Raw genomic sequence first — 25468 nt, 5'->3', positions numbered from 1 at the left:
GTACACATTCAGCCTGCGATAGCACCAACAACCTGTAATACTTCGTCACGCGCCTGTTCTGGTTTTTCACTGTCAAGCCAGTGAACCCCTTCCCAACCACGCAGCCAGGTTATTTGCCGCTTCGCCAACTGTCTCGTGGCGCAAACACCTCGATAAACCATTTCATCGTATGAGATTTCGCCTTCAAGGTAAGACCACATCTGGCGATAACCCACGCAACGAATGGAAGGCAAATCCGTATGCAAATCTCCTCGGGCAAAAAGCGCCCGGACTTCTGCTTCAAAACCTGAAGCCAACATCTGATGAAAACGCTGCTCAATTCGTTGATGGAGCAGTTCACGGCTCGCCGGGGCGATGGCGAACTGATGCACCTGATACGGTAGAGCGTCTCCTGACGTTTGCGTCAGTTCCGTTAAAGTTTTACCCGAAATGAAAAAAACTTCCAGTGCCCGGGAAAGCCTTTGTGGATCATTTGGATGAATCCTTGCTGCCGCAACCGGATCGATCTCCTGAAGTTGACGGTGCAATGACTCCCAACCTTGCTCTGCCGCCTGTTGCTCAATTCTGGCCCGTACTTCCGGGTCCGCCGACGGTAGCGGCGACAACCCTTCCAGTAACGCCTTGAAATACAACATCGTACCGCCTACCAACAGCGGGATCCGCCCCGCCGCGGTGATATCGGCCATTTCCGCCAGCGCATCGCGGCGAAAATCAGCAGCCGAATAAGCCTGCGACGGATCGCGAATATCCAGCAATCGGTGCGGCGCGGCGAGTAACTCTTCAGCGTTCGGCTTCGCCGTCCCGATATCCATCCCTTTGTAAATAAGGGCAGAATCAACGCTTATCAACTCTACTGGTAAAATTTTACGCAGCTCAATAGCCAGCGCCGTTTTACCGGAGGCCGTTGGCCCCATCAAAAAAATTGCCTTAGGCAGGCTCGCCTTACTGATATCACTCATCTTTCAGGGCTTTTATCGCCGGATGTAAATCAACAGATTGTAACAGACCACCCGGCGGCGTTTTCACAAGCTGAGGACATAACCGTTCTACGTCCGCCAGTAGGGTAATGGCTTGTGCCATTGACCACTGTGCATGTTCGCTCGTCAGATTTCGTGCAATCCACTGCGCAATATTGCCATGTTCGAATACGGACTGCTTTGCCAGGTAGCCTATCAGTTCAGGAATCAAGATTTGTAAATTTTGTTGGCGTAAGGGTAAAGGCACGGCCCTGATGGTCACATGCTGCGCATCGGACTGATATTCAATGCCTAACTCTGCCAGTGCAGACTGCGCTTTTTCTAATGCCGATTTTTCTTCGCCAGAGACTTTTAGCCGCAACGGAATAAGCAACGGCTGGGCGCAAACTGGCGATTCACCCGGCGTCAGTTGCACCTGACGCAACCAGCGTTCCGCTACCGGCAGGGCTAAAAGTGAAATTTTGCCGTCGCGTTCCAGCAGCGCACAGTCAGAATGGACGATAGTCAGCACCCGACCAAAGCTTTGACCATTCGCTGCCAGCGTAAGTTCCTGCGGTTCTGACGCTTTTGGTTTGTGCATTGGCGCAGGCGTTTGCAAAAGCTGGCGATACACTTCGCCTTGCTGTTTCTGGTAGCCTGGCTGTGCGTTCGGCCACGGAGCGGCCTGGCGGCTGCCTGTTGCTGGAGCAGGAGAGTAGCGCTGGGCTGCTGGCTCACGAACTGCCGGTTCAGCGAAATGATTACGCCCTGCTGCCACGCGGTTTTCTGGTACAGGACGCGGTGCTGGCTGAGCGTTACCCTCCAACGGCAAAGGCGTTTCCAGTTGCTGTTGCAGCACGCTTAACACGCCCTGATAGATAAAATCATGCACCAGGCGCGACTGATGAAAACGCACTTCGTGTTTGGCAGGGTGCACGTTAACATCCACCTGATGCGGGTCGATCTCAAGATACAACACAAACGCCGGTTGTTGGTCGGCCCCCAGTTTATCTTCGCAGGCCTGGCGGATCGCGTGATTGATCAGGCGATCGCGCATCATGCGCCCATTCACGTAGCAATACTGAATTTCTGCCAGCGCGGGCGTGGTATGAGTCGGATCTACGACCCAGCCGTGCAGCGTGAGGTCACCGTGCTGCCATTCAATCGCCAGCGCATGTTCGAGAAAAGCGGTGCCACAAATCGCCCCTAAACGGCGCTCTTTTTGCCCGCCTTCCGGCACCGCGCGGTACTGGCGCATGATTTTGCCGTTATGTGACAGGTTGATGGTCACATCGAAACGCGCCAGTGCAATACGCCGGATAATCTCATCAATATGGTTAAATTCCGTTTTCTCGGTGCGCATGAATTTGCGCCGCGCCGGGGTGTTGTAGAACAGATCCAACACTTCCAGCGTCGTTCCCACCGGATGGGCAGCAGGTTTAACCGTCACATCCATATCACGCCCTTCGGCATAAGCCTGCCAGGCTTCCTGCTGTTCCGCGGTGCGCGAAGTGAGTGTCAGGCGGGAAACCGAACTGATACTCGCCAATGCCTCACCGCGAAAGCCCAGGCTGATAATGGCTTCGAGATCGTCCAGAGAGGCGATTTTACTGGTGGCATGACGCGCCAGCGCCAGCGCCAGTTCATCTTTTTTGATACCGCAGCCGTTATCACGAATGCGGATAAGTTTCGCCCCACCACGTTCGATATCAATATCAATGCGCGTCGCCCCCGCATCGAGGCTGTTTTCCACCAGTTCTTTGACTACCGACGCAGGTCGCTCGACCACCTCACCTGCGGCAATCTGGTTCGCCAGTTGTGGCGGTAAGACCTGAATTGGCATCAATAATCCTTAGTTTGGCAGCGTGCGATCTGACGTCGTGGCAGTACTGGCTGTCTGCGCAGTTGCGCCCTGCGGCGCAGACTGCATCGGATGCGCAAGGAAATAATTGCGCAGGCCGTTGTAAATGGCTTCTGCCAACTGCTGTTGATAATCGTCGCTCGCCAGCAAACGCTCTTCGCTGTTATTGCTGATAAAACCGGTTTCGACCAGTACTGACGGGATATCCGGCGAACGCAGAACGCCAAGGCTGGCGTGTTCTGGTCGACGTTTATGAATTTCGCCAATGCGTTGTAACTGGCTGATCATACTGGTCGCCACATCATACCCTACCCGCTGGGAATGACCGAACTGTAAATCCAGCACAGCCTGGCTTAAGTACGGATCCGACTGGCTGTTTGCCAGCACATCACCAGCACCGCCCAGCAACTCTGACTGTTTCTCGTGCTGTTCCAGCCAGCTTGCCATTTCACTGTTTGCGCGACGGTTCGAGAGCACCCATACAGAAGCGCCGGTGGCACTGCGGTTCGGTGCGGCATCGGCGTGAATCGACACGAGGAAATTGGCGTTTTGCTTACGTGCGACGTCACTACGCCCCATCACCGAAATAAAGTAATCCCCGTCACGGGTTAAAACCCCCTTAAACATCGGATCGGCATTGAGCAAAGTACGCAATTTACGCGCGATGGCGATGGTGACATTTTTCTCCCGCGTACCGCCAGGGCCGATAGCGCCAGGGTCCTGACCGCCGTGCCCGGCATCAATGGCGATGACAATTTTATCGCCAGTGTTAGCCGTCGCGCGCGCTGCCGGACGCGTTACCGTATTGCTGCTGATGACACCTGTTGTACGGTTGCTTTCAGTTTTAAACGGATTGCGCGCAGGTTCACTTACGCGCGGTGCGACAACCGTAGGTGTTTCAACGCGTTTAGCAACCACAGGCGGCGGAGGGGGCGGTGGCGGTGCATCGGCGTTAATCGTAAAGACGACTGTGTAATTGCTACCATTCTGCCGCTTCACCGCTTCGGTTTTACCGTTTTCGGTAAGATCGACCACCAACCGCAGCGTTTGCGCATCTTTTGGCGTGCCAGAGCGAATAGCTTTTACCAAATTATTGCCACTGAACAACAACGGTAGCCCCTGAATTACACCGGTTTGTTTAATATCCAGCGCCACAGTGCGTTTGCTTTGATGGCTAAAGGCATAATCAGGATCGCCAATAAAACTCAACGTTATCCGCGCCTGCTCACTGCCATTAGAAACCTGAATATCAGAGAGCGTAGCGGCACCAGCCTGTGCGCACAACAGCACCAATGCCGCCACCAACCAATTTTTGATGCGATACATCATCCCGCCACCTTTTAAAGGTTAACCGGCTAAACGCGCCAGCAACAATTCACCCGCAGAGGAAACAGCACTCACGCGCGCCTCACGGCCTTGTGCCTGATAATCAATGTGTATTTCGACATCCGGGTCAGGAAGAACACCTGTACCTTGTTGTGGCCATTCCACCAGGCAGATGGCATCGTGGGCAAAATAATCGCGGATCCCCATAAACTCCAGCTCCTCGGGATCGGCAAGGCGGTACAAATCAAAGTGATAAACCATTAATTTGTCGAGCGTATAGGGTTCGACCAGCGTATAGGTGGGGCTTTTGACATTACCCTGATGGCCCAGAGCTTGTAAAAAACCCCGGCTGAAGGTGGTTTTACCTGCCCCTAAATCGCCATACAGATAGATTACGGTAGCGCCATCGCAGGCTTTAGCTACCCGTTCGCCCAGGTCTAATGTTGCCTGCTCGTCAGGGAGCGGAATTACTCGATTCATCATGGTTTTTATCAGTCACTTCCGGGTTAACAATACGCTGTAGCGTGGAAAAGAGATCGGTTGCCAGCATCCCGCGCGTACCAAAACGCGCTGCCAGCACATCGGCCGCCGCACCGTGCGCAACACAACCGGCACAGGCAGCATCATACGGCGCCAGTTTCTGCCCTAACAATGCGCCAATAATACCAGAGAGCACATCGCCCATGCCGCCACTGGCCATACCTGCATTTCCGGCGTCAACAATACCTAACGCATCAGGATGTGCAGCGACCACGGTTCCGGCACCTTTCAGCACCGCTACACCACCATAACGTTGTACCAGACGTTGTGCGTAATGTAAGCGGTCACTTTCAATTTCAGCCACGGAACAGCCCAACAACCGTGCAGCCTCGCCAGGATGCGGCGTGATCACGCGATTGTGACGCTTATCGGGATTGATTGCCAGCAGGTTCAATGCATCAGCATCCCACAACATCGGTTTGCGAAAATTCTCGACTTTTTGTAGGGCTTTTTTCCCCCACTCTTGCTGACCCAGACCAGGGCCAATCACCACCACATCGGCCCATTCCAGGCTATCAGCTAAGGATTCCGCAGTCAGTTCGTATACCATCAATTCCGGGCGCGCGGTCAGCAACGGCGCAATGTTTTCACTGCGCGTCAGCACTCTGACCAAACCAGCGCCAGCACGCAGCGCCGCTTCGCCCGCCATACGGATCGCGCCCGCCGTGCCGTGATCGCCACCGATAATCACCAGTCGCCCGTGATCGCCTTTATGTGATGTCGGGCGACGCGGGTTCAGCCAGTGAGAAAGTTGCGATGCGGAAAAGCGCTGAATTTTCGCCTCCTGAGTTGCCAGCCACCTATCCAGCCCCAGCGAGTCAAAATGCAGATCCCCGGTTACATCCCGCGCTTTCCCGGTTAGCAAGCCTGGTTTCAGGGCAATAAAGGTCACGGTGTGAGAGGCGTTGATCACCGCACCTGGCGTGGCTCCGGTTTGTGCTAACAGGCCGGAAGGAATATCAACTGCCACAATCGGCGCAGGATGAGTATTGGCATGATCGATTAATTTACTGATGGGTTCACGGGGCGCTTGCTGCAATCCGGTGCCGAGCAGCGCATCAACTATCAGATCCACCGACTCAGGCCAGACAATATTCGAAGCATGAATCTCGCCTCCCGCGTTTAACCATGCATCGCGCGCTTGTGCGGCCTCTTCTGGCAACGGTTTGTCGCTCTCCTGGGCCAGCAGCGTGACCTCAATGCCGATGGCTTTTGCCCGCCGCGCGACCACATACCCATCGCCACCGTTATTGCCATGACCGCACAGCACCAGCCAATGACGGGCGTCAGGATAAGCTGTACGACACACCTGAAACGCGGCTTCCCCCGCACGAAGCATCAGTTCATAGAGCGTTAGCCCCAGCGCATCCGCCGCCTCGCGTTCGCCACGGCGGATATCGTCGGCGTGCCAGACGGTGTGTGGTATACTTACGGGGTTTTTCTTCATTGTATGGTCCGTCATGTCAGAGCCCCTCGATCTCAATCAGTTAGCGCAAAAAATTAAACAGTGGGGGCTGGAACTGGGCTTTCAGCAAGTAGGTATTACCGATACCGATCTCAGCGAGTCCGAGCCAAAACTGCAAGCATGGCTGGACAAACAATACCATGGCGAAATGGACTGGATGGCGCGTCACGGTATGCTGCGCGCCCGCCCCCACGAGTTATTGCCCGGTACACTGCGCGTGATCAGCGTGCGGATGAATTATCTTCCTGCCAACGCCGCATTTGCCAGCACGCTGAAAAATCCCAAACTCGGCTATGTTAGCCGTTATGCGCTGGGCCGTGACTATCACAAACTTCTGCGCAACCGACTCAAAAAGCTGGGCGAGATGATTCAGCAACATTGTGTTTCGCTGAATTTTAGACCGTTTGTCGACTCTGCGCCTATTCTTGAGCGTCCGTTAGCTGAAAAAGCAGGTCTTGGCTGGACAGGTAAGCACTCACTTATTCTTAATCGCGAAGCTGGTTCGTTCTTCTTTTTAGGCGAACTGCTGGTTGATATTCCGCTACCTGTGGATCAACCGGTTGAGGAAGGATGTGGTAAATGCGTTGCCTGCATGACGATTTGCCCGACCGGAGCCATCGTGGAACCATATACCGTCGATGCTCGCCGCTGTATCTCTTATCTCACCATTGAACTGGAAGGAGCAATCCCGGAAGAACTACGGCCATTAATGGGAAACCGTATTTACGGTTGCGATGATTGTCAGCTTATCTGCCCGTGGAATCGCTATTCACAACTGACAACTGAAGATGATTTCAGCCCGCGTAAACCGTTACATGCGCCGGAGCTCATTGAGCTTTTTGCCTGGAGCGAAGAGAAGTTTTTAAAAGTCACGGAAGGATCAGCGATTAGGCGGATTGGTCACTTACGCTGGCTGCGAAATATCGCCGTAGCACTAGGAAATGCGCCCTGGGATGAAGCGATTCTGGCGGCACTGAACAGTCGGAAAGGTGAACACCCACTTCTCGATGAACACATAGAGTGGGCGATTGCGCAGCAAATCGAGCGACGAAATGCCTGCGTGGTCGAGGTGCAACTACCGAAAAAACAGCGTCTGGTTCGCGTGATAGAAAAAGGCTTACCACGTGACGCCTGATTCATCCACAGCTTGTGAATAAAATTAAAAACACATTGCAATTCAAGCCAGAAAAAATCGTCAAGTGATCAATACGACAAATCAAAACCTTATTTTTCAACTTAAATATCAACACGTTAAAAAATTACTATTCACCGTGCGAAGTTTTCCTGAAATTAAGATTACAGCCCGACACTGTGGATAACTCTGTTTACAAGAGTTTGTCAGAGATAACAAAAACCAGCAATAACGCATCGCGTCGCTGTGGATATTTTATTGAGAGGAGAATTTGGAGCGGGAAACGAGACTCGAACTCGCGACCCCGACCTTGGCAAGGTCGTGCTCTACCAACTGAGCTATTCCCGCGTACTACTTAATTTTTGCTTTCGTAATTTCGCATTTCTGCGTCGTTACGGGAGGCGCATTATACGAGAAATCTTTCCCTCTGCAACCCCCCTAAAAAAAATTTTTTGAGTTTTTATCTCAAGTGCTGAAATTATCGGCAAGACGTTCAATTTAGCGTCAAAATCACGCCGCCGCAAGTGGATTTCGGCGGTTACGTGACCAGGAAAAATTTTACATCTTGATGAAGTGCTCGCGGTAGTAAGCCAGTTCCGCCACCGATTCACGGATATCATCCATCGCCTGATGCGTCCCCTGTTTGGTAAAACCATCAAGAATTTCCGGCTTCCAACGGCGCGCCAGCTCTTTCAGCGTGCTGACATCGAGATAGCGGTAGTGGAAGTACGACTCCAGTTCCGGCATGTATTTGAACAGGAAGCGACGATCCTGACCAATACTGTTACCGCAGATCGGTGATTTTCCTGCTGGCACCCACTGTTTTAAGAACTCGAGCGTCGCCAGTTCCGCTTCCCGATCGCCCATCGTGCTCGCCTTCACACGCTCCACCAGCCCACTGGCGGTATGAGTGCGCACGTTCCAGTCATCCATCAACGCTAACTGTTCATCAGACTGGTGTACTGCAATGGTCGGCCCTTCTGCCAGAATATTCAGGTTGGCATCGGTCACCAGCGTGGCAATCTCAATAATGCGATCGCGCTCGGGATCCAGACCGGTCATCTCAAGATCGATCCAAATCAGGTTGTTTTCATTGGCACTCATGCTATTTTCCACCCATTCACAGTGACTATATTGATTCGCAATTGCGTGTATCATAGATGTTTTGCCCATCAGGGGCGACCAGGAGTCAGTACGATTGAGTAAAAATAAACTCTCCAAAGGCCAGCAGCGCCGTGTGAACGCCAATCACCAGCGTCGTCTTAAAACGTCTAAGGAGAAGCCCGACTACGACGACAATCTGTTTGGCGAGTCTGATGAAGGTATCGTCATCAGCCGTTTTGGCATGCATGCTGATGTGGAATCCGCCGATGGCGAAGTTCACCGCTGCAATATTCGCCGCACCATCCGTTCGCTGGTGACTGGCGATCGCGTTGTCTGGCGTCCGGGCAAACCGGCGGCGGAAGGTATTAATGTCAAAGGGATCGTTGAAGCGGTGCATGAGCGCACCTCGGTGTTGACGCGCCCGGATTTTTACGACGGCGTGAAGCCCATTGCCGCCAACATCGACCAGATCGTCATTGTCTCCGCCATTTTGCCGGAGCTGTCGCTCAATATTATCGACCGTTACCTGGTGGCCTGCGAAACCTTGCAGATTGAGCCGATTATTGTGCTCAACAAGATCGACCTGCTGGACGATGACGGTATGGCATTTGTCAACGAGCAGATGGATATTTACCGCAACATTGGTTATCGCGTATTAATGGTTTCCAGCCATACTCAGGATGGCCTGAAACCGCTGGAAGAGGCGTTGACCGGGCGGATCAGCATCTTTGCCGGGCAGTCTGGCGTCGGTAAATCCAGTCTGCTGAACGCGTTGCTGGGGCTGCAAAAAGAGATCCTGACCAACGATGTTTCGGACAACTCTGGTCTGGGTCAACACACCACCACCGCCGCACGGCTGTATCACTTCCCGCACGGCGGTGATGTGATTGATTCCCCTGGCGTGCGTGAATTTGGTCTCTGGCACCTGGCACCGGAACAAATCACTCAAGGCTTTGTCGAATTTCATGATTACTTAGGCCTGTGTAAGTATCGCGATTGCAAACACGATACCGATCCGGGCTGCGCTATCCGTGAAGCGGTTGAAGATGGGAAAATCGCGGAAACTCGTTTCGAAAACTATCACCGTATTCTGGAAAGCATGGCGCAGGTAAAAACGCGTAAAAACTTTTCTGATACGGATGACTGACAATTAAGCTAACCGTCGTTAGAATCGTCCCCTTTTTTTCAGGATCCGGCATGTACGCCGGATCAGGAACGACAAAACAATGGCCTGGAGGCTACCTTGTTAAATTCATTCAAACTTTCGCTACAGTATATTCTGCCGAAACTATGGCTTACTCGCCTGGCGGGTTGGGGTGCAAGCAAGCGGGCAGGATGGCTGACAAAACTGGTTATCGATCTGTTCGTTAAATACTACAAGGTCGACATGAAAGAGGCGCAGAAACCGGACACCGCCAGCTACCGTACCTTTAACGAATTTTTTGTCCGTCCGCTGCGTGACGATGTACGCCCGATCGATACCGACCCGAATGTTCTGGTCATGCCTGCCGATGGTGTTATCAGCCAGTTAGGTAAAATCGAAGAAGATAAAATCCTGCAAGCCAAAGGCCACAACTACAGTCTTGAAGCCCTGCTGGCGGGTAACTACCTGATGGCGGATCTCTTCCGCAACGGTACGTTTGTGACCACTTACCTCTCCCCGCGTGACTACCACCGCGTACATATGCCGTGCAACGGTATCCTGCGTGAGATGATCTACGTGCCGGGCGATCTCTTCTCGGTGAATCATCTCACAGCCCAGAACGTGCCAAATCTGTTTGCCCGTAACGAACGCGTAATCTGTCTCTTCGATACCGAATTCGGCCCGATGGCACAGATTCTGGTCGGTGCGACAATTGTTGGCAGCATTGAAACTGTCTGGGCAGGCACCATTACGCCACCGCGCGAAGGCATCATCAAACGCTGGACCTGGCCTGCCGGGGAAAACGACGATTCTGTGGCGCTACTGAAAGGCCAGGAAATGGGGCGCTTTAAACTCGGATCTACTGTTATCAACCTGTTTGCGCCGGGTAAAGTGAATCTGGTTGAGCAACTGGCAAGCCTTTCTGTCACTAAGATTGGTCAGCCGCTGGCTGTATCTACCGAAACCTTTGTTACGCCAGAAACTGAACCGGCTCCGCTTCCTGCTGAAGAGATCGAGGCAGAACACGACGCCAGCCCATTGGTTGACGACAAAAAAGACCTGGTCTAATCCATCAAAGGAAACGCTGACGTGCGCCTGATTATCACTTTTCTGATGGCCTGGTGCCTCAGTTGGGGGGCGTACGCCGCGACGGCCCCCGATAGTAAACAAATCACCCAGGAACTGGAGCAGGCAAAAGCGGCGAAACCCGCGCAGCCGGAAGTCGTAGAGGCGCTCCAGTCTGCCTTAAATGCGCTTGAGGAACGTAAAGGTTCCCTTGAGCGCATCAAGCAATATCAAGAAATCATTGATAACTACCCGAAACTCTCCGCTACTCTGCGCGCACAGTTAAACAATATGCGTGATGAGCCGCGCAGCGTGTCGCCGGGGATGTCTACCGACGCGCTGAATCAGGAAATACTCCAGGTCAGCAGTCAGTTGCTGGATAAAAGCCGTCAGGCCCAGCAAGAGCAGGAACGCGCCCGCGAGATTGCGGATTCGCTTAATCAATTACCACAACAGCAAACTGACGCCCGCCGCCAGTTGAATGAAATTGAGCGCCGACTGGGGACACTCACGGGAAATAGTCCGCTTAATCAGGCACAAAATTTCGCGTTGCAGGCCGACTCCGCACGTTTGAAATCATTGGTCGATGAACTCGAGCTGGCGCAACTTTCTGCCAATAACCGTCAGGAACTGGCTCGTCTGCGCTCGGCACTGGCAGAAAAAGAGAGTCAGCAACTGGATGCGTATTTGCAGGCCCTGCGCAACCAGTTGAACAGCCAACGCCAGCTTGAGGCAGAGCGGGCGCTGGAAAGCACTGAATTACTGGCAGAAAGCAGTGCCGATTTGCCGGAAGATATCGTTGCTCAATTCAAAATTAACCGTGAACTATCGGCAGCGTTGAATCAGCAAGCGCAGCGGATGGATCTCGTCGCCTCACAGCAGCGTCAGGCTGCCAGCCAGACGTTGCAAGTCCGGCAGGCGCTGAATACGCTGCGTGAACAGTCGCAATGGCTGGGTTCATCAAACTTGCTCGGTGAAGCACTGCGGGCGCAGGTGGCACGCCTGCCGGAAATGCCGAAACCGCAACAGCTTGATACCGAAATGGCTCAGTTGCGCGTGCAACGGTTGCATTATGAAGATCTCCTCAATAAACAGCCACAACTGCGACAGATCCTTCAGGCCGACGGCCAGCCGCTGACTGCCGAGCAAAACCGGATACTCGAAGCTCAATTGCGTACTCAGCGCGAGTTGCTTAACTCATTACTCCAGGGCGGCGACACGCTACTGCTTGAGCTAACCAAGCTGAAAGTTTCCAACGGGCAACTGGAAGATGCGCTGAAAGAGGTCAACGAAGCGACACACCGCTATCTGTTCTGGACCTCTGATGTGCGCCCGATGACCATCGCCTGGCCGTTGGAAATCGCCCAGGATCTGCGTCGTCTGATCTCGCTGGACACCTTCAGTCAGTTAGGTAAAGCCACCATGATGATGCTGACCAGCAAAGAGACTATTTTACCGCTGTTTGGCGCGTTGATTCTGGTCGGTTGCAGCATTTACTCGCGCCGCTATTTCACCCGTTTTCTTGAACGTTCGGCGGCTAAAGTCGGCAAAGTCACTCAGGATCATTTCTGGCTGACGTTACGGACGCTTTTCTGGTCGATCCTCGTCGCTTCGCCGCTACCAGTGCTGTGGATGACGCTGGGTTACGGCTTGCGCGAGGCGTGGCCTTATCCGCTGGCGGTAGCGATTGGCGATGGTGTAACGGCCACCGTGCCACTGCTGTGGGTGGTGATGATTTGCGCCACCTTTGCTCGCCCGAACGGCTTGTTTATCGCCCATTTCGGCTGGCCGCGCGAACGTGTTTCCCGTGGTATGCGCTACTACCTGATGAGCATTGGGCTTATCGTGCCACTGATTATGGCGCTGATGATGTTTGATAATCTCGACGACCGCGAGTTTTCCGGCTCACTGGGACGTCTTTGCTTTATCCTCATTTGCGGTGCACTGGCAGTGGTCACGCTCAGCCTGAAAAAAGCCGGGATCCCGCTGTATCTTAACAAAGAAGGCAGTGGTGACAACATTGCCAACCATATGCTGTGGAACATGATGATTGGCGCGCCACTGGTCGCTATTCTCGCCGCAGCCGTGGGTTATCTGGCAACAGCGCAGGCTCTGCTAGCAAGGCTGGAAACATCGGTCGCCATCTGGTTCCTGTTACTGGTGATTTATCACGTTATCCGCCGCTGGATGCTGATCCAACGCCGCAGGTTGGCGTTTGACCGGGCGAAGCATCGCCGTGCTGAAATGCTGGCACAACGCGCGCGTGGCGAAGAAGAAGCGCATCATCACAGTAGCCCGGAAGGGGCGATTGAAGTGGATGAAAGCGAAGTCGATCTCGATGCTATCAGTGCACAATCCTTGCGGCTGGTGCGTTCAATCCTGATGCTGATCGCCCTTCTTTCAGTCATCGTGCTGTGGTCAGAAATTCATTCCGCTTTTGGCTTCCTCGAAAATATTTCGCTGTGGGATGTCACCTCCACAGTGCAGGGCGTGGAAAGTCTGGAACCGATTACTCTCGGTGCAGTGCTGATTGCCATTCTGGTGTTTATCATCACCACGCAACTAGTGCGCAACCTGCCCGCGCTGCTGGAACTGGCGATTTTGCAGCACCTTGATTTAACGCCAGGTACAGGTTACGCCATCACCACCATCACCAAATATCTGCTGATGCTGATTGGCGGGCTGGTCGGCTTCTCGATGATTGGTATTGAGTGGTCGAAATTGCAGTGGCTGGTCGCTGCACTCGGTGTTGGTCTCGGTTTTGGTTTGCAGGAGATTTTCGCCAACTTTATCTCTGGTCTGATTATCCTGTTCGAAAAACCGATTCGCATTGGCGATACGGTGACAATTCGCGATCTTACTGGCAGTGTGACGAAAATTAACACCCGCGCCACCACTATCAGCGACTGGGATCGCAAAGAGATTATTGTGCCGAACAAAGCGTTCATTACTGAGCAGTTTATCAACTGGTCGCTTTCTGACTCGGTCACGCGCGTGGTGTTGACGATTCCGGCTCCTGCCGATGCCAACAGTGAAGAAGTGACGGAAATCTTGCTAACCGCAGCGCGTCGCTGCTCGTTGGTCATCGACAACCCGGCACCGGAAGTCTTCCTGGTCGATCTACAACAGGGGATTCAGATTTTCGAGTTGCGTATTTACGCCGCGGAAATGGGTCACCGTATGCCGCTGCGCCACGAGATCCACCAGTTAATTCTGGCGGGCTTCCACGCCCACGGTATCGATATGCCATTCCCGCCGTTCCAGATGCGTCTGGAAAGTCTGAACGGTAAACAAACGGGCAGAACATTAACGTCTGCGGGTAAAGGGCGTCAGGCAGGAAGCTTGTAACGTGAGAAACTGCCGGAGGCGACTCTGGCAGTTTCAATCACCAACAAAACTGATAGCGCAGGAAAAACTGCCATAGCCAGTAGCCGAAGATCGCCAGTGCGGTGGCGTACATAAACCAGCCGCGTTTTTTTCGCCACTGCGTGAACCAAAGAAAAGGGAAAAACAGTGGCAACGTCATTATCACACCGACATCGCGAGTATCGTCATTTTCCAGATGCTCCAACACATCGCAGATGTTGTTAATCCCACGTCCATCAATCATCCATTCTTTGTCCAGCGTGGACAGTATCAGAATCCAGAGAACAGATACGAAGAACCAAATGCAGCATAAAATAAACTGATGTGCACTCATGATGTTTCAACCGACAGTTTCATTTCGCTAAAACGCATTCTGAACAAATCACCGTATCCGACCAATTCGCCACGAAAAACCAGGAACCTGATAAGGTAAGCGCAATAAATATCCGACAGGTTTCGCCACCGATTCCGGTCTCGATCTTTGAGGGTATTAATGGTATTGCCGACCACCATCGCTATTTTACGGGTATGGCAGGCATCGAAAAAAGAGAGAATAGTCTGCTCTATTTCCGCTACATCCCCAGCAGAAAATTGCAGTGCTCTGATTTGATCTTCGGTTATCAGCGGGCCCCGCCCCGTGCCATCCATGACATCTTCCTTTTCAGACAACTCATCGCCGGGCTGGCGATGAGTTGTTATTGCATACAATCAATCTAAGGTTAACTCAGGCTTATTCGCCATGCGGCCGCAATAGTTCTGGTAAATCGCCATTGCTAACAGCGAGAAGAAGACAGGGCCGCCAATCATCCACAATGTGCTATCCCAGTCTCCGGCTTCGACTACTGGCTGGATGATGGTAAAGACGTTAGCAAACGTCACCACCAATACGACAACCACTGTGGCAATCATTGCTGACATGTGCGTTTTGAAAATAACAAACGGTCTGTCGAGATCCTGACGCGCTTTAAAGAACGGGAATGCCAGGGCAAGGAACAGATACGGAATGGTCATGGAGACATTCGCCATCAGCGTCAGCTTGTTAAAGAACGCCGATGCGGTGCCGCCGCCAAACGAAACCAGCAGGATGAAGACAGTAACCAACCCGCACTGCATCCACATCGCAATAGACGGCATTCCCATCGCGTTCAGACGCGTCATTGGTTCCGGCCACAATGCTTTCGGCGTCCCCTGGATGATTGCTTTCAACGGCGAGTAGCAAAGCGTAAAGAACGCCCCCGTGTAAGCGAGGAACATCGAAAGTCCGGTAATACGCGCAAACCATACCCCCAGCGACAATGATGCTTCGGGCGACAAATGCAGTGCATTACCCAGCGTCATCCCAAGGCTCTTCATCAGTACATAAGTAATATTGCCAAGGTTAACCGAACCATTACTTAATACCTGCTGCCAGTTAGTGCTGACGCCCCATAAGAATATTGCCAGGGAATAACCAATCGAAATAACAATAGCGGCAAAAACAATACCTTTAGCAAAATTCTTTTCAGGATTTTCCGTTTTATCAACCAGACCGCCAACAGCTTCAATTCCACCGTAAGCGAAAATAGCAAATACGACAAAAGATAACATCGCCAGACCGGACTGATATCCCGGATTTGGAGATACCACAAAATTAATATCCTGTGCGAAATGACCACCATTTAATAACAAAATAGCAACGCTCACTAACAGTAATACTAAATTAAGACACATTACTGCTATACCACCTACCGCAGTAATACGGGCTATTTTATTAATCCCTTTTGAGGCGACGACGGTAACCAGAACCATCCATGCGACAGCCAACAGACCAACAACCTGCGTAGGCTCCAGCCCGGCAATACTCCAGTGCTGAGTCATGTCGCTACCATAGAGGAATGTTGAGAACGGCACCCAAACTTTAGCGGAAGTACTCACCATCCAGATGATATAAGAGGAAAACCACATAAAGGTGCCGATGAAAGCAAAACGTGGCCCAACGCTATTATTCATCCAGGAATAGATACCGCCCTCTTCTTTGCGATAGGCCGCCCCCATTTCAGCCATCATTAAGGCGAATGGAATAAAGAATAATAATGCAGAAAATATATAAAATGGAATCGCACTATAACCCATTAAATAATAAGCCGATGGGCTATTCGCAAAACCGAATACTGAAGTAAAGATCATCAATATGAGCCCAATTAGACTCATCTTTTTTATCGTGTGAGGCATGGAATCATCCTTCATTTCAGCGCATATATTAAACGCGCCAATTAACTGCACTACCCACCGATTGGCAGGCAACAATAAAACTAATACAGAATTGATACCTGGATGATAGCAAACATCCAGTCTTAAATTGTGCGCTTTAGCGGGAAAATGAAAACATCTGCTACAGAATGGCGTCAGCTACGCCATTCTGTGTTGCGATTGAGCTAGCTTTTCAGAATTATGCCCGGTCGACACTAAAGGCAATGACTTCCGCCAGTGTCTCAGCGCCCAATGCCAGCATCACCAGGCGGTCAACACCTAACGCCACGCCGGAACAGTCAGGCATACCAACTTCCAGGGCGTCAATCAGGTTCTGGTCGATAGGATGTTGTGGTAAACCACGCGCCGCACGTTTACGGTTATCCTGCTCAAAGCGTTGTTGCTGTTCACGAGCGTCCGTCAATTCATGGAAACCATTCGCCAGCTCAATACCTTTGTAGTAGACCTCGAAGCGTTCCGCGACCCGATGATCTTCCGTACTAATTTGTGCCAGTGATGCCTGGCTGGCCGGGAAATGGTACACAAACGTTGGTTTTTCTTTACCAATGTTCGGTTCCACGCCAAAGGTAAACAGCAGTTGCAGCAACGTGTCGCGGTCTTCTTCGGTGTCTGCAACGTTACTCAAGTCCAGTTTCGCCGCGACTTCTCGCAGTTGCGTTTTGTCAGCAGAAAGCGGGTCTATTTCCAGATAACGCAAGAAAGCTTGTTGATAAGAAAGGCTTTCTGCCGCCGGGCAGTCCAGCACCTGTTGCAAGAGGTCGTCCACCTCATTCATCAACCGATACATATCATAATGCGGTCGATACCACTCCAGCATAGTGAACTCAGGGTTGTGATAACGTCCCATCTCTTCATTACGGAAGCTGCGGCACAACTGGAATACCGGACCACAACCGGCAACCAGCAGGCGTTTCATGTGGTATTCCGGGCTGGTCATTAACCAGAGATTCATCCCCTGCGAGTGCCCGGGGCCTACGAAACGTGTCTCAAACGGGACCAAATGAATATCGGTTACCGTCGCCTGGCTCATACAAGGCGTCTCCACCTCCAGCACTCCACGATCGGCAAAGAAACGACGGATCTCCGCCATAATCGCCGCGCGTTTTAATAAGTTAGGAATGGATGCGCTCGGCTGCCAGGATGCCGTTTCGCTCATAGTAAAATCTCCAGTTTTTGACAAGGGCACGAAGTCTACTCGCAACGCGACGGCGAGACAAATTTTACGCAGAAATCAATCAACGGTGGGCTGTGACTAAAAAAACCGCAATATGATGGTTTAGTAATTAAATTAATCATCTTCAGTGATAATTTAGCCTCCCGGCACGCTAAAAAAATCGATCTCGTCAAATTTCAGACTTATCCATCAGACTATACTGTTGTACCTATAAAGGAGCAGTGGAATAGCGTTCGCAGACCGTAGCTTTCAGACACTTACCCTGAAGTACGGTGCTGCGGGATAAAAACAATCTGGAGGAATGTCGTGCAAACCTTTCAAGCCGATCTTGCCATTGTAGGTGCCGGTGGCGCGGGATTACGTGCTGCAATTGCTGCCGCGCAGGCAAATCCAAATGCAAAAATCGCACTAATCTCAAAAGTATACCCGATGCGCAGCCATACCGTTGCCGCAGAAGGGGGCTCCGCCGCTGTCGCGCAGGATCATGACAGCTTCGAATATCACTTTCACGATACAGTAGCGGGTGGCGACTGGTTGTGTGAGCAGGATGTCGTGGATTATTTCGTCCACCACTGCCCAACTGAAATGACTCAACTGGAACTGTGGGGATGCCCATGGAGCCGTCGCCCGGATGGTAGCGTCAACGTACGTCGCTTCGGCGGTATGAAAATCGAGCGTACCTGGTTCGCCGCCGATAAGACAGGCTTCCATATGCTGCACACGCTGTTCCAGACCTCTCTGCAATTCCCGCAGATCCAGCGTTTTGATGAACACTTCGTGCTGGATATTCTGGTCGATGATGGTCACGTTCGCGGCCTGGTGGCAATGAACATGATGGAAGGTACGCTGGTGCAAATCCGTGCTAATGCGGTGGTTATGGCTACCGGCGGCGCGGGTCGCGTATATCGCTACAACACCAACGGCGGCATTGTTACTGGCGACGGTATGGGCATGGCACTGAGCCACGGCGTTCCGCTGCGTGACATGGAATTCGTTCAATATCACCCGACCGGTCTGCCGGGTTCCGGTATCCTGATGACCGAAGGTTGCCGCGGTGAAGGCGGTATTCTGGTCAACAAAAATGGCTACCGTTATCTGCAAGATTACGGCATGGGCCCGGAAACTCCGCTGGGCGAGCCGAAAAACAAATATATGGAACTGGGTCCGCGCGACAAAGTTTCTCAGGCCTTCTGGCACGAATGGCGTAAAGGCAACACCATCTCCACACCACGCGGCGATGTGGTATACCTCGACCTGCGTCACCTGGGTGAGAAAAAACTGCACGAACGTCTGCCGTTTATCTGCGAACTGGCAAAAGCATACGTTGGCGTCGATCCGGTTAAAGAACCGATTCCGGTACGTCCGACCGCGCACTACACCATGGGCGGTATCGAAACCGATCAGAACTGCGAAACCCGTATTAAGGGTCTGTTCGCCGTCGGTGAATGTTCCTCTGTAGGTCTGCACGGTGCAAACCGTCTGGGATCCAACTCACTGGCAGAACTGGTGGTCTTCGGTCGTCTGGCCGGTGAGCAAGCTATGGAGCGCGCATCTACCGCTGGTAATGGCAACGATGCGGCAATCAATGCACAGGCTACTGCCGTTGAACAGCGTCTGAAAGATCTGGTTAACCAGGACGGCGGCGAAAACTGGGCGAAGATCCGCGACGAAATGGGCATGGCCATGGAAGAAGGCTGCGGTATCTACCGTACGCCGGAACTGATGCAGAAAACCATCGACAAACTGGCGGAGCTGCAAGAACGCTTCAAGCGCGTGCGCATCACCGACACCTCCAGCGTGTTCAACACCGACCTGCTCTACACCATCGAGCTGGGTCACGGTCTGAACGTTGCCGAATGTATGGCGCACTCCGCAATGGCGCGTAAAGAGTCTCGCGGCGCGCACCAGCGTCTGGACGAAGGTTGCACCGAGCGTGACGACGTCAACTTCCTCAAACACACCCTCGCCTTCCGCGATGCTGATGGCACTACTCGCCTGGAGTACAGCGACGTGAAGATTACTACGCTGCCGCCAGCTAAACGCGTTTACGGTGGCGAAGCGGATGCAGCCGATAAGGCGGAAGCAGCCAATAAGAAGGAGAAGGCGAATGGCTGAGATGAAGAACCTGAAAATCGAGGTGGTGCGCTATAACCCGGAAGTCGATACCGCACCGCATAGCGCATTTTATGAAGTACCTTATGACGCAACCACCTCATTACTGGATGCGCTGGGCTATATCAAAGACAACCTGGCACCGGATCTGAGCTACCGCTGGTCCTGCCGTATGGCGATTTGTGGTTCCTGCGGCATGATGGTCAACAACGTGCCGAAACTGGCATGTAAAACCTTCCTGCGTGACTACACCGACGGTATGAAGGTTGAAGCGCTAGCTAACTTCCCGATCGAACGCGATCTGGTCGTCGATATGACCCACTTCATCGAAAGTCTGGAAGCGATCAAACCATACATCATTGGCAACTCCCGCACCGCGGATCAGGGTACTAATATCCAGACCCCGGCGCAGATGGCGAAGTATCATCAGTTCTCCGGTTGCATCAACTGTGGTCTGTGCTACGCCGCGTGCCCGCAGTTTGGCCTGAACCCAGAGTTCATCGGTCCGGCTGCCATTACGCTGGCGCATCGTTATAACGAAGATAGCCGCGACCACGGTAAGAAGGAGCGTATGGCGCAGTTGAACAGCCAGAACGGCGTATGGAGCTGTACTTTCGTGGGCTACTGCTCCGAAGTCTGCCCGAAACACGTCGATCCGGCTGCGGCCATTCAGCAGGGCAAAGTAGAAAGTTCGAAAGACTTTCTTATCGCGACCCTGAAACCACGCTAAGGAGTGCAACATGACGACTAAACGTAAACCGTATGTACGGCCAATGACGTCCACCTGGTGGAAAAAATTGCCGTTTTATCGCTTTTACATGCTGCGCGAAGGCACGGCGGTTCCGGCTGTGTGGTTCAGCATTGAACTGATTTTCGGGCTGTTTGCCCTGAAAAATGGCCCGGAAGCCTGGGCGGGATTCGTCGACTTTTTACAAAACCCGGTTATCGTGATCATTAACCTGATCACTCTGGCGGCAGCTCTGCTGCACACCAAAACCTGGTTTGAACTGGCACCGAAAGCGGCCAATATCATTGTAAAAGACGAAAAAATGGGACCAGAGCCAATTATCAAAAGTCTCTGGGCGGTAACCGTGGTTGCCACCATCGTAATCCTGTTTGTAGCCTTGTACTGGTAAGGAGCCTGAGATGATTAATCCAAATCCAAAGCGTTCTGACGAACCGGTATTCTGGGGCCTTTTCGGGGCCGGTGGTATGTGGAGCGCAATCATTGCACCGGTAATGATCCTGCTGGTCGGCATTATGCTGCCGCTGGGACTGTTTCCGGGTGATGCTCTGAGCTACGAACGCGTTCTGGCGTTCGCGCAGAGCTTCATTGGTCGCGTATTCCTGTTCCTGATGATCGTTCTGCCGCTGTGGTGTGGTTTACACCGTATGCACCACGCGATGCACGATCTGAAAATCCACGTGCCTGCGGGCAAATGGGTTTTCTACGGTCTGGCTGCTATCCTGACAGTTGTCACGCTGATTGGTGTCGTTACAATCTAACGCATCGCCAATGTAAATCCGGCCCGCCTATGGCGGGCCGTTTTGTATGGGAACCAGACCTTATGCTCAAAATGACGCTCTGCGCCTTACTGATTACCGCCTCTTGCTCCGCACTTGCCGCCCCCCAACAGCTCAACGATATTGTGCATCGCACAATGACTCCGCTTATAGAACAACAAAAAATCCCGGGCATGGCCGTTGCAGTGATTTACCAGGGCAAACCTTATTACTTTACCTGGGGCTATGCGGACGTAGATAAAAAGCAGCCCGTCACGCAGCAAACGTTGTTTGAGTTAGGCTCGGTCAGCAAAACATTTACGGGCGTACTTGGTGGCGACGCTATTGCTCGAGGGGAAATAAATCTAAGCGATCCCGTCACAAAATACTGGCCTGAACTTACCGCTAAACAGTGGAACGGGATCACGCTATTACATCTCGCAACCTACACCGCTGGCGGCCTGCCATTGCAAGTGCCGGATGACGTTAAATCCTCAAGCGACTTGCTGCGCTTCTATCAAAACTGGCAGCCTGACTGGACGCCAGGAACACAACGTCTGTATGCCAACTCCAGTATCGGTTTATTCGGCTCGCTAGCTGTGAAGCCGTCTGGTTTGAGCTTTGAACAGGCAATGGATACCCGTGTCTTCCAGCCACTCAAACTCACCCATACGTGGATTAATGTGCCGCCTGCAGAAGAAAAGAATTACGCCTGGGGATATCGCGAAGGTAAGGCGGTGCATGTTTCGCCAGGGGCGTTAGATGCTGAAGCTTACGGTGTGAAATCGACGATTGAAGACATGGCCCGCTGGCTACAAAGCAATATAGATCCTCGTAATATCAATGACAAAACACTTCAGCAAGGTATCCAACTGGCGCAATCTCGCTACTGGAAAATTGGCGATATGTATCAAGGCCTGGGCTGGGAAATGCTGGACTGGCCGGTAAATCCTGACAGCATCATTAATGGCAGCGACAATAAAATTGCACTGGCAGCACGACCAGTAAAAGCGATTACGCCCCCTGCTCCTGCTGTGCGCACATCATGGGTACATAAAACAGGGGCGACCGGCGGATTTGGTAGCTATGTCGCATTTATCCCAGAAAAAGAGTTGGGTATTGTGATGCTGGCTAACAAAAACTATCCAAACCCGGTGAGAGTCGCCGCCGCCTGGCAGATCCTCAACGCTTTGCAATAACAACGAAGATGGCCCGAATTTACGGGCCTTTTCTCCGCTTTTCCTTGCTGTCATCTACACTTAGAAAAAAACCAGTAAGGAAACATCTATGCGCCTGCTCCCTCTTGTTGCCGCAGCGACAGCAGCATTTCTTGTCGTTGCCTGTAGTTCACCTACGCCGCCGCGTGGCGTGACCGTAGTGAATAATTTCGACGCTAAGCGCTATCTTGGCACCTGGTATGAGATTGCCCGTTTTGATCACCGCTTTGAACGCGGACTGGAGAAAGTCACCGCGACATATAGCCTGCGGGATGATGGTGGATTGAATGTCATCAACAAAGGCTATAATCCGGACAGGGAGATGTGGCAACAGAGCGAAGGGAAAGCGTACTTTACCGGAGATCCGCATCGCGCAGCGCTGAAAGTGTCATTCTTTGGCCCTTTCTATGGCGGCTATAACGTCATTGCGCTCGACCGGGAGTATCGCCACGCGCTGGTTTGCGGCCCGGATCGCGACTACCTGTGGATACTCTCCCGCACGCCAACTATTTCTAGCGAAGTTAAACAGGAGATGCTGGCGGTCGCAACCCGGGAAGGATTTGATGTCAGTAAGTTTATCTGGGTACAGCAACCCGGCAGTTAATGGGTGCTGAGTTTCAGACCAACTATCCCCAGTACGATTAACGCCAGACTCGCCAGGCGCATCGGACTAGCAGACTCACCGAGCAGCACAATACCGGTGATCGCCGCCCCGACTGCGCCAATCCCCGTCCAGACAGCATAAGCTGTACCTACCGGTAGCGATTTCATTGCCCAGGCGAGCAACGCCATACTGACAATCATCGCCGTCACGGTAATTACGCTTGGCGTCAGACGACTAAAACCGTGGGTGTATTTCAGGCCTACCGCCCAGACGACTTCCAGCAAACCAGCAATAAACAGGATAATCCAGGACATATAATACTCCGGAGAAATGGGGCCGTCCCCGGTGAAACGATGCGTTTGCGGGTCGTCCCGCAAAGCTGATAGTGAAAGAAGCATTTTGCCGATTTAAGAGGAAATTTCAACGGTTACAGCAGTGATTACCGCCGGGAAAAACAAACGGCACGACAAACCTGTCGTACCGTTATTGCTTATTGCTGCGCTTTCGTCGCTGCGCCAGAAATCGCGTTACCGCCATCAGAGATGTCTTCACCAACGCCACGCGTGGTGTTGCAGGCAGTTAATACTGTTGAAAGCACCAGAACAGAAAAGATCGCTGCAATTGTCTTCTTCACCATAATATCTTCCTTTTAGGTAATGTTATTTGTGTTTGCCTATAGCAAATTAATAATAGACAACATCACCAAAAATGACGGGAATCTGATGATTTTTCGGAAGTGAAGAGGAAATTAGCTGGCAGCGCGGGAAATGGAATTGCCGAGATGTTTGATATCTTCACCGAAACCGCGAGCGGTGTTACAGCCCGTGAGCAGCGTACTGGCAAGCAAAACAAGAAGGATAAGGCGTTTCATCATCTCTGACCTGAAAAGTGATGGTGCAGCCAGCAGGCCGCACCACAACCGTATTACTTCACGCGAGATACGTATTCACCAGAGCGGGTATCCACTTTGATAACTTCGCCAATCTGTACGAACAGCGGAACTTTAACCACAGCGCCAGTGGACAGGGTAGCTGGTTTGCCGCCAGTACCTGCGGTATCACCTTTCAGACCTGGATCGGTATCAACGATTTCCAGTTCAACGAAGTTCGGCGGAGTAACGGAAATCGGCTGGCCGTTCCACAGAGTCACGATGCACTCTGCCTGATCCAGCAGCCATTTCGCGTTGTCGCCAATTGCTTTTGCATCAGCAGACAGTTGTTCGAAGGTTTCGTTGTTCATGAAGTGCCAGAACTCACCATCGTTGTACAGGTAAGTCAGGTTCATATCGACAACATCAGCGCCTTCAGCGGAATCCGTAGATTTAAAGGTTTTTTCTACACGAGTACCGGTCAGCAGACGACGCAGTTTAACGCGAGCAAATGCCTGGCCTTTACCCGGCTTCACAAATTCACTTGCTTCAACCGCGTAAGGTTCGCCGTCCAACATGATTTTAAGACCAGCACGAAAATCGTTGCTATAGTACGTTGCCATAAGGCCCTCTGAAATTTGTTAATTGGTAGCTAAGCCACAAAATGGCGCATATTGTAACCCTAAACACCCCATCCAGAGAAGATTGGTTAGCGCAACTTGCCGATGTTGTGACCGATCCTGATGAACTTCTGCGTCTTTTGAATATAGACGCGGACGAAAAACTGTTGGCCGGACGCAGCGCCAAAAAGCTGTTTGCCCTGCGCGTGCCCCGCTCATTTATCGATCGCATGGAAAAAGGCAATCCTGACGATCCACTTTTGCGTCAGGTACTTACCTCGCAAGATGAGTATATCACTGCCCCCGGTTTTTCCACCGACCCGCTGGAAGAACAGCACAGCGTGGTGCCTGGTTTGTTGCATAAATACCACAACCGGGCATTACTGTTGGTGAAAGGTGGCTGTGCGGTAAATTGTCGCTATTGCTTCCGTCGCCACTTCCCGTATGCCGAAAATCAGGGCAACAAGCGTAACTGGCAGACTGCACTTGAGTATGTTGCCGCACATCCAGAACTGGACGAGATCATTTTCTCCGGCGGTGATCCGCTGATGGCGAAAGATCGCGAACTGGACTGGTTGCTCACGCAACTGGAAGCCATCCCGCACATCAAACGTCTGCGTATTCACAGCCGTCTGCCGATTGTGATCCCGGCGCGCATCACTGAGGCGCTGGTTGAACGCTTTGCCCGTTCTACGCTGCAAATCCTGCTGGTGAATCACATCAACCATGCCAATGAAGTGGATGAAACATTCCGTCAGGCGATGGCTAAGTTAAAACGCGTGGGCGTCACCCTGCTTAACCAGAGTGTTCTGTTACGTGGCGTGAACGACAACGCGCAAACGCTGGCAAACCTGAGTAATGCGTTGTTTGACGCGGGCGTGATGCCCTATTACCTGCATGTGCTCGATAAAGTGCAGGGCGCGGCGCATTTCATGGTGAGCGATGATGAAGCACGGCAGATTATGCGTGAGTTGCTGACGCTGGTGTCGGGATATCTGGTGCCAAAACTGGCGCGTGAGATAGGCGGAGAACCCAGCAAAACACCGCTGGATTTGCAGCTACGTCAGCAATAACTGATTCAACAGGGAAGTTGAAGCTGATGATAAATGTGAAATTGCCTGATGTGCTGCGCTTATCAGGCCTACATGATGCATTGCAACT

The 25468-nt window shown here is 52.2% G+C and carries 25 protein-coding genes and 1 tRNA gene; 11 read left to right on the top strand and 15 right to left on the bottom strand.

The window, feature by feature from the left end; all coding sequences use genetic code 11:
- Window positions 1–8: 8 nt before the first annotated feature.
- Genes miaA through nnr form a run of 5 tightly spaced genes read right to left on the bottom strand, consistent with a single transcriptional unit; the run spans window position 9 to window position 6145 of the window.
- The gene (miaA, locus tag A1SC_RS04105) at window positions 9–959 is read right to left on the bottom strand and encodes a tRNA (adenosine(37)-N6)-dimethylallyltransferase MiaA (RefSeq protein ID WP_001280339.1); all 951 of its coding nucleotides are present in this window, start codon (window positions 957–959) and stop codon (window positions 9–11) included.
- Window positions 952–2799 (bottom strand): DNA mismatch repair endonuclease MutL, encoded by a 1848-nt coding sequence (mutL, locus tag A1SC_RS04110; protein ID WP_001122492.1) that lies wholly within the window; start codon window positions 2797–2799, stop codon window positions 952–954. Before mutL ends, miaA begins: the two co-directional genes overlap by 8 nt.
- 9 nt (window positions 2800–2808) lie before the next feature.
- Window positions 2809–4146 (bottom strand): N-acetylmuramoyl-L-alanine amidase AmiB, encoded by a 1338-nt coding sequence (gene amiB, locus A1SC_RS04115; protein WP_016262802.1) that lies wholly within the window; start codon window positions 4144–4146, stop codon window positions 2809–2811.
- 18 nt (window positions 4147–4164) lie between these two features.
- Window positions 4165–4626, bottom strand: a complete 462-nt coding sequence (gene tsaE / locus A1SC_RS04120; protein WP_000981973.1) for a tRNA (adenosine(37)-N6)-threonylcarbamoyltransferase complex ATPase subunit type 1 TsaE — start codon at window positions 4624–4626, stop codon at window positions 4165–4167.
- The gene (gene nnr / locus A1SC_RS04125) at window positions 4598–6145 is read right to left on the bottom strand and encodes a bifunctional ADP-dependent NAD(P)H-hydrate dehydratase/NAD(P)H-hydrate epimerase (protein WP_077767243.1); all 1548 of its coding nucleotides are present in this window, start codon (window positions 6143–6145) and stop codon (window positions 4598–4600) included. Before nnr ends, tsaE begins: the two co-directional genes overlap by 29 nt.
- Here nnr and queG point away from each other — a divergent pair.
- Complete coding sequence (queG, locus tag A1SC_RS04130) at window positions 6144–7283, top strand: tRNA epoxyqueuosine(34) reductase QueG (RefSeq protein WP_001294210.1); 1140 nt, start codon at window positions 6144–6146, stop codon at window positions 7281–7283. The two genes, nnr and queG, sit on opposite strands and share 2 nt — an antisense overlap.
- A gap of 269 nt (window positions 7284–7552) precedes the next feature.
- On the opposite strand, the gene A1SC_RS04135 is transcribed toward queG, so the two are convergent.
- Both A1SC_RS04135 and orn read right to left on the bottom strand, forming a co-directional pair.
- Window positions 7553–7628 (bottom strand) — tRNA-Gly (locus A1SC_RS04135).
- A 210-nt stretch (window positions 7629–7838) separates the two neighbouring features.
- A complete protein-coding gene (gene orn / locus A1SC_RS04140) occupies window positions 7839–8384 on the bottom strand; it encodes an oligoribonuclease (protein ID WP_001517620.1) in 546 nt (181 codons plus the stop codon).
- 94 nt (window positions 8385–8478) lie between these two features.
- Here orn and rsgA point away from each other — a divergent pair, with 94 nt between their 5' ends.
- From rsgA to mscM, 3 genes are all read left to right on the top strand, one after another.
- The gene (gene rsgA, locus A1SC_RS04145) at window positions 8479–9531 is read left to right on the top strand and encodes a small ribosomal subunit biogenesis GTPase RsgA (protein ID WP_016262800.1); all 1053 of its coding nucleotides are present in this window, start codon (window positions 8479–8481) and stop codon (window positions 9529–9531) included.
- A gap of 96 nt (window positions 9532–9627) precedes the next feature.
- The gene (asd, locus tag A1SC_RS04150) at window positions 9628–10596 is read left to right on the top strand and encodes an archaetidylserine decarboxylase (protein ID WP_016262799.1); all 969 of its coding nucleotides are present in this window, start codon (window positions 9628–9630) and stop codon (window positions 10594–10596) included.
- A 21-nt stretch (window positions 10597–10617) separates the two neighbouring features.
- Window positions 10618–13941 (top strand): miniconductance mechanosensitive channel MscM, encoded by a 3324-nt coding sequence (mscM, locus tag A1SC_RS04155; protein WP_001517619.1) that lies wholly within the window; start codon window positions 10618–10620, stop codon window positions 13939–13941.
- Between the two features lie 37 nt (window positions 13942–13978).
- Here the strand turns inward: mscM and A1SC_RS04160 are convergent, their stop codons facing one another.
- From A1SC_RS04160 to epmA, 4 genes are all read right to left on the bottom strand, one after another.
- Window positions 13979–14293, bottom strand: a complete 315-nt coding sequence (locus A1SC_RS04160) for a YjeO family protein (RefSeq protein ID WP_001272717.1) — start codon at window positions 14291–14293, stop codon at window positions 13979–13981.
- Window positions 14290–14607, bottom strand: a complete 318-nt coding sequence (gene yjeN / locus A1SC_RS04165) for a protein YjeN (protein WP_016262798.1) — start codon at window positions 14605–14607, stop codon at window positions 14290–14292. Before yjeN ends, A1SC_RS04160 begins: the two co-directional genes overlap by 4 nt.
- 60 nt (window positions 14608–14667) lie before the next feature.
- Window positions 14668–16170 (bottom strand): glutamate/gamma-aminobutyrate family transporter YjeM, encoded by a 1503-nt coding sequence (gene yjeM, locus A1SC_RS04170; RefSeq protein ID WP_016262797.1) that lies wholly within the window; start codon window positions 16168–16170, stop codon window positions 14668–14670.
- Window positions 16171–16387: 217 nt separating this feature from the next.
- Window positions 16388–17365 carry an elongation factor P--(R)-beta-lysine ligase gene (gene epmA, locus A1SC_RS04175; RefSeq protein WP_000004769.1) on the bottom strand — a complete coding sequence of 326 codons (978 nt, stop codon included), beginning with the start codon at window positions 17363–17365 and terminating at the stop codon, window positions 16388–16390.
- Window positions 17366–17689: 324 nt separating this feature from the next.
- On the opposite strand from epmA, the gene frdA reads away from it, so the two are divergent.
- The 6 genes from frdA (at window position 17690) to blc (ending at window position 22819) form a co-directional block, all read left to right on the top strand.
- Window positions 17690–19498, top strand: a complete 1809-nt coding sequence (gene frdA / locus A1SC_RS04180) for a fumarate reductase (quinol) flavoprotein subunit (RefSeq protein WP_001517616.1) — start codon at window positions 17690–17692, stop codon at window positions 19496–19498.
- Window positions 19491–20225, top strand: a complete 735-nt coding sequence (frdB, locus tag A1SC_RS04185) for a fumarate reductase iron-sulfur protein (protein ID WP_000829498.1) — start codon at window positions 19491–19493, stop codon at window positions 20223–20225. Before frdA ends, frdB begins: the two co-directional genes overlap by 8 nt.
- Window positions 20226–20235: 10 nt before the next feature.
- Complete coding sequence (gene frdC, locus A1SC_RS04190) at window positions 20236–20631, top strand: fumarate reductase subunit FrdC (RefSeq protein WP_000208757.1); 396 nt, start codon at window positions 20236–20238, stop codon at window positions 20629–20631.
- 10 nt (window positions 20632–20641) lie between these two features.
- The gene (gene frdD / locus A1SC_RS04195) at window positions 20642–21001 is read left to right on the top strand and encodes a fumarate reductase subunit FrdD (RefSeq protein WP_000609664.1); all 360 of its coding nucleotides are present in this window, start codon (window positions 20642–20644) and stop codon (window positions 20999–21001) included.
- Between the two features lie 62 nt (window positions 21002–21063).
- Entirely contained in the window at window positions 21064–22197 is a 1134-nt protein-coding gene (locus A1SC_RS04200) for a BlaEC family class C beta-lactamase (RefSeq protein WP_016262796.1), read from the top strand.
- Window positions 22198–22285: 88 nt separating this feature from the next.
- On the top strand, window positions 22286–22819 hold the full coding sequence (gene blc, locus A1SC_RS04205; RefSeq protein ID WP_001238372.1) for a lipocalin Blc: 534 nt from the start codon (window positions 22286–22288) through the stop codon (window positions 22817–22819).
- On the opposite strand, the gene sugE is transcribed toward blc, so the two are convergent.
- The 4 genes from sugE to efp form a co-directional block, all read right to left on the bottom strand.
- Entirely contained in the window at window positions 22816–23133 is a 318-nt protein-coding gene (gene sugE, locus A1SC_RS04210) for a quaternary ammonium compound efflux SMR transporter SugE (RefSeq protein WP_000118465.1), read from the bottom strand. The two genes, blc and sugE, sit on opposite strands and share 4 nt — an antisense overlap.
- Before the next feature lie 176 nt (window positions 23134–23309).
- Window positions 23310–23456 carry a lipoprotein toxin entericidin B gene (gene ecnB, locus A1SC_RS04215; RefSeq protein ID WP_000239596.1) on the bottom strand — a complete coding sequence of 49 codons (147 nt, stop codon included), beginning with the start codon at window positions 23454–23456 and terminating at the stop codon, window positions 23310–23312.
- Between the two features lie 111 nt (window positions 23457–23567).
- The gene (ecnA, locus tag A1SC_RS0122365) at window positions 23568–23693 is read right to left on the bottom strand and encodes a lipoprotein antitoxin entericidin A (protein WP_000977753.1); all 126 of its coding nucleotides are present in this window, start codon (window positions 23691–23693) and stop codon (window positions 23568–23570) included.
- 50 nt (window positions 23694–23743) lie between these two features.
- A complete protein-coding gene (gene efp, locus A1SC_RS04220; RefSeq protein WP_000257278.1) occupies window positions 23744–24310 on the bottom strand; it encodes an elongation factor P in 567 nt (188 codons plus the stop codon).
- Between the two features lie 41 nt (window positions 24311–24351).
- On the opposite strand from efp, the gene epmB reads away from it, so the two are divergent.
- Window positions 24352–25380, top strand: a complete 1029-nt coding sequence (epmB, locus tag A1SC_RS04225; protein ID WP_016262795.1) for an EF-P beta-lysylation protein EpmB — start codon at window positions 24352–24354, stop codon at window positions 25378–25380.
- The last annotated feature ends 88 nt before the right edge of the window (window positions 25381–25468 follow it).

Origin of the sequence: Escherichia sp. KTE52 (assembly GCF_000408325.1) — a bacterium.
GTDB classification, from domain to species: domain Bacteria; phylum Pseudomonadota; class Gammaproteobacteria; order Enterobacterales; family Enterobacteriaceae; genus Escherichia; species Escherichia marmotae.
This window is presented reverse-complemented; position numbering and strand designations above follow the sequence as displayed.

Excerpts from the sequence above, each read along its gene's own strand:
- epmB (WP_016262795.1), top strand. The coding sequence starts at position 24,352 with ATGGCGCATATTGTAACCCTAAACACCCCATCCAGAGAAGATTGGTTA.
- A1SC_RS04200 (WP_016262796.1), top strand. The coding sequence starts at position 21,064 with ATGCTCAAAATGACGCTCTGCGCCTTACTGATTACCGCCTCTTGCTCC.
- yjeN (WP_016262798.1), bottom strand. The coding sequence starts at position 14,607 with ATGGATGGCACGGGGCGGGGCCCGCTGATAACCGAAGATCAAATCAGA.
- miaA (WP_001280339.1), bottom strand. The coding sequence starts at position 959 with ATGAGTGATATCAGTAAGGCGAGCCTGCCTAAGGCAATTTTTTTGATG.
- mutL (WP_001122492.1), bottom strand. The coding sequence starts at position 2,799 with ATGCCAATTCAGGTCTTACCGCCACAACTGGCGAACCAGATTGCCGCA.
- efp (WP_000257278.1), bottom strand. The coding sequence starts at position 24,310 with ATGGCAACGTACTATAGCAACGATTTTCGTGCTGGTCTTAAAATCATG.
- ecnA (WP_000977753.1), bottom strand. The coding sequence starts at position 23,693 with ATGATGAAACGCCTTATCCTTCTTGTTTTGCTTGCCAGTACGCTGCTC.
- nnr (WP_077767243.1), bottom strand. The coding sequence starts at position 6,145 with ATGACGGACCATACAATGAAGAAAAACCCCGTAAGTATACCACACACC.
- frdB (WP_000829498.1), top strand. The coding sequence starts at position 19,491 with ATGGCTGAGATGAAGAACCTGAAAATCGAGGTGGTGCGCTATAACCCG.
- sugE (WP_000118465.1), bottom strand. The coding sequence starts at position 23,133 with ATGTCCTGGATTATCCTGTTTATTGCTGGTTTGCTGGAAGTCGTCTGG.
- amiB (WP_016262802.1), bottom strand. The coding sequence starts at position 4,146 with ATGATGTATCGCATCAAAAATTGGTTGGTGGCGGCATTGGTGCTGTTG.
- tsaE (WP_000981973.1), bottom strand. The coding sequence starts at position 4,626 with ATGATGAATCGAGTAATTCCGCTCCCTGACGAGCAGGCAACATTAGAC.
- epmA (WP_000004769.1), bottom strand. The coding sequence starts at position 17,365 with ATGAGCGAAACGGCATCCTGGCAGCCGAGCGCATCCATTCCTAACTTA.
- frdD (WP_000609664.1), top strand. The coding sequence starts at position 20,642 with ATGATTAATCCAAATCCAAAGCGTTCTGACGAACCGGTATTCTGGGGC.
- blc (WP_001238372.1), top strand. The coding sequence starts at position 22,286 with ATGCGCCTGCTCCCTCTTGTTGCCGCAGCGACAGCAGCATTTCTTGTC.
- A1SC_RS04160 (WP_001272717.1), bottom strand. The coding sequence starts at position 14,293 with ATGAGTGCACATCAGTTTATTTTATGCTGCATTTGGTTCTTCGTATCT.
- ecnB (WP_000239596.1), bottom strand. The coding sequence starts at position 23,456 with ATGGTGAAGAAGACAATTGCAGCGATCTTTTCTGTTCTGGTGCTTTCA.
- frdC (WP_000208757.1), top strand. The coding sequence starts at position 20,236 with ATGACGACTAAACGTAAACCGTATGTACGGCCAATGACGTCCACCTGG.
- queG (WP_001294210.1), top strand. The coding sequence starts at position 6,144 with ATGTCAGAGCCCCTCGATCTCAATCAGTTAGCGCAAAAAATTAAACAG.
- orn (WP_001517620.1), bottom strand. The coding sequence starts at position 8,384 with ATGAGTGCCAATGAAAACAACCTGATTTGGATCGATCTTGAGATGACC.
- yjeM (WP_016262797.1), bottom strand. The coding sequence starts at position 16,170 with ATGCCTCACACGATAAAAAAGATGAGTCTAATTGGGCTCATATTGATG.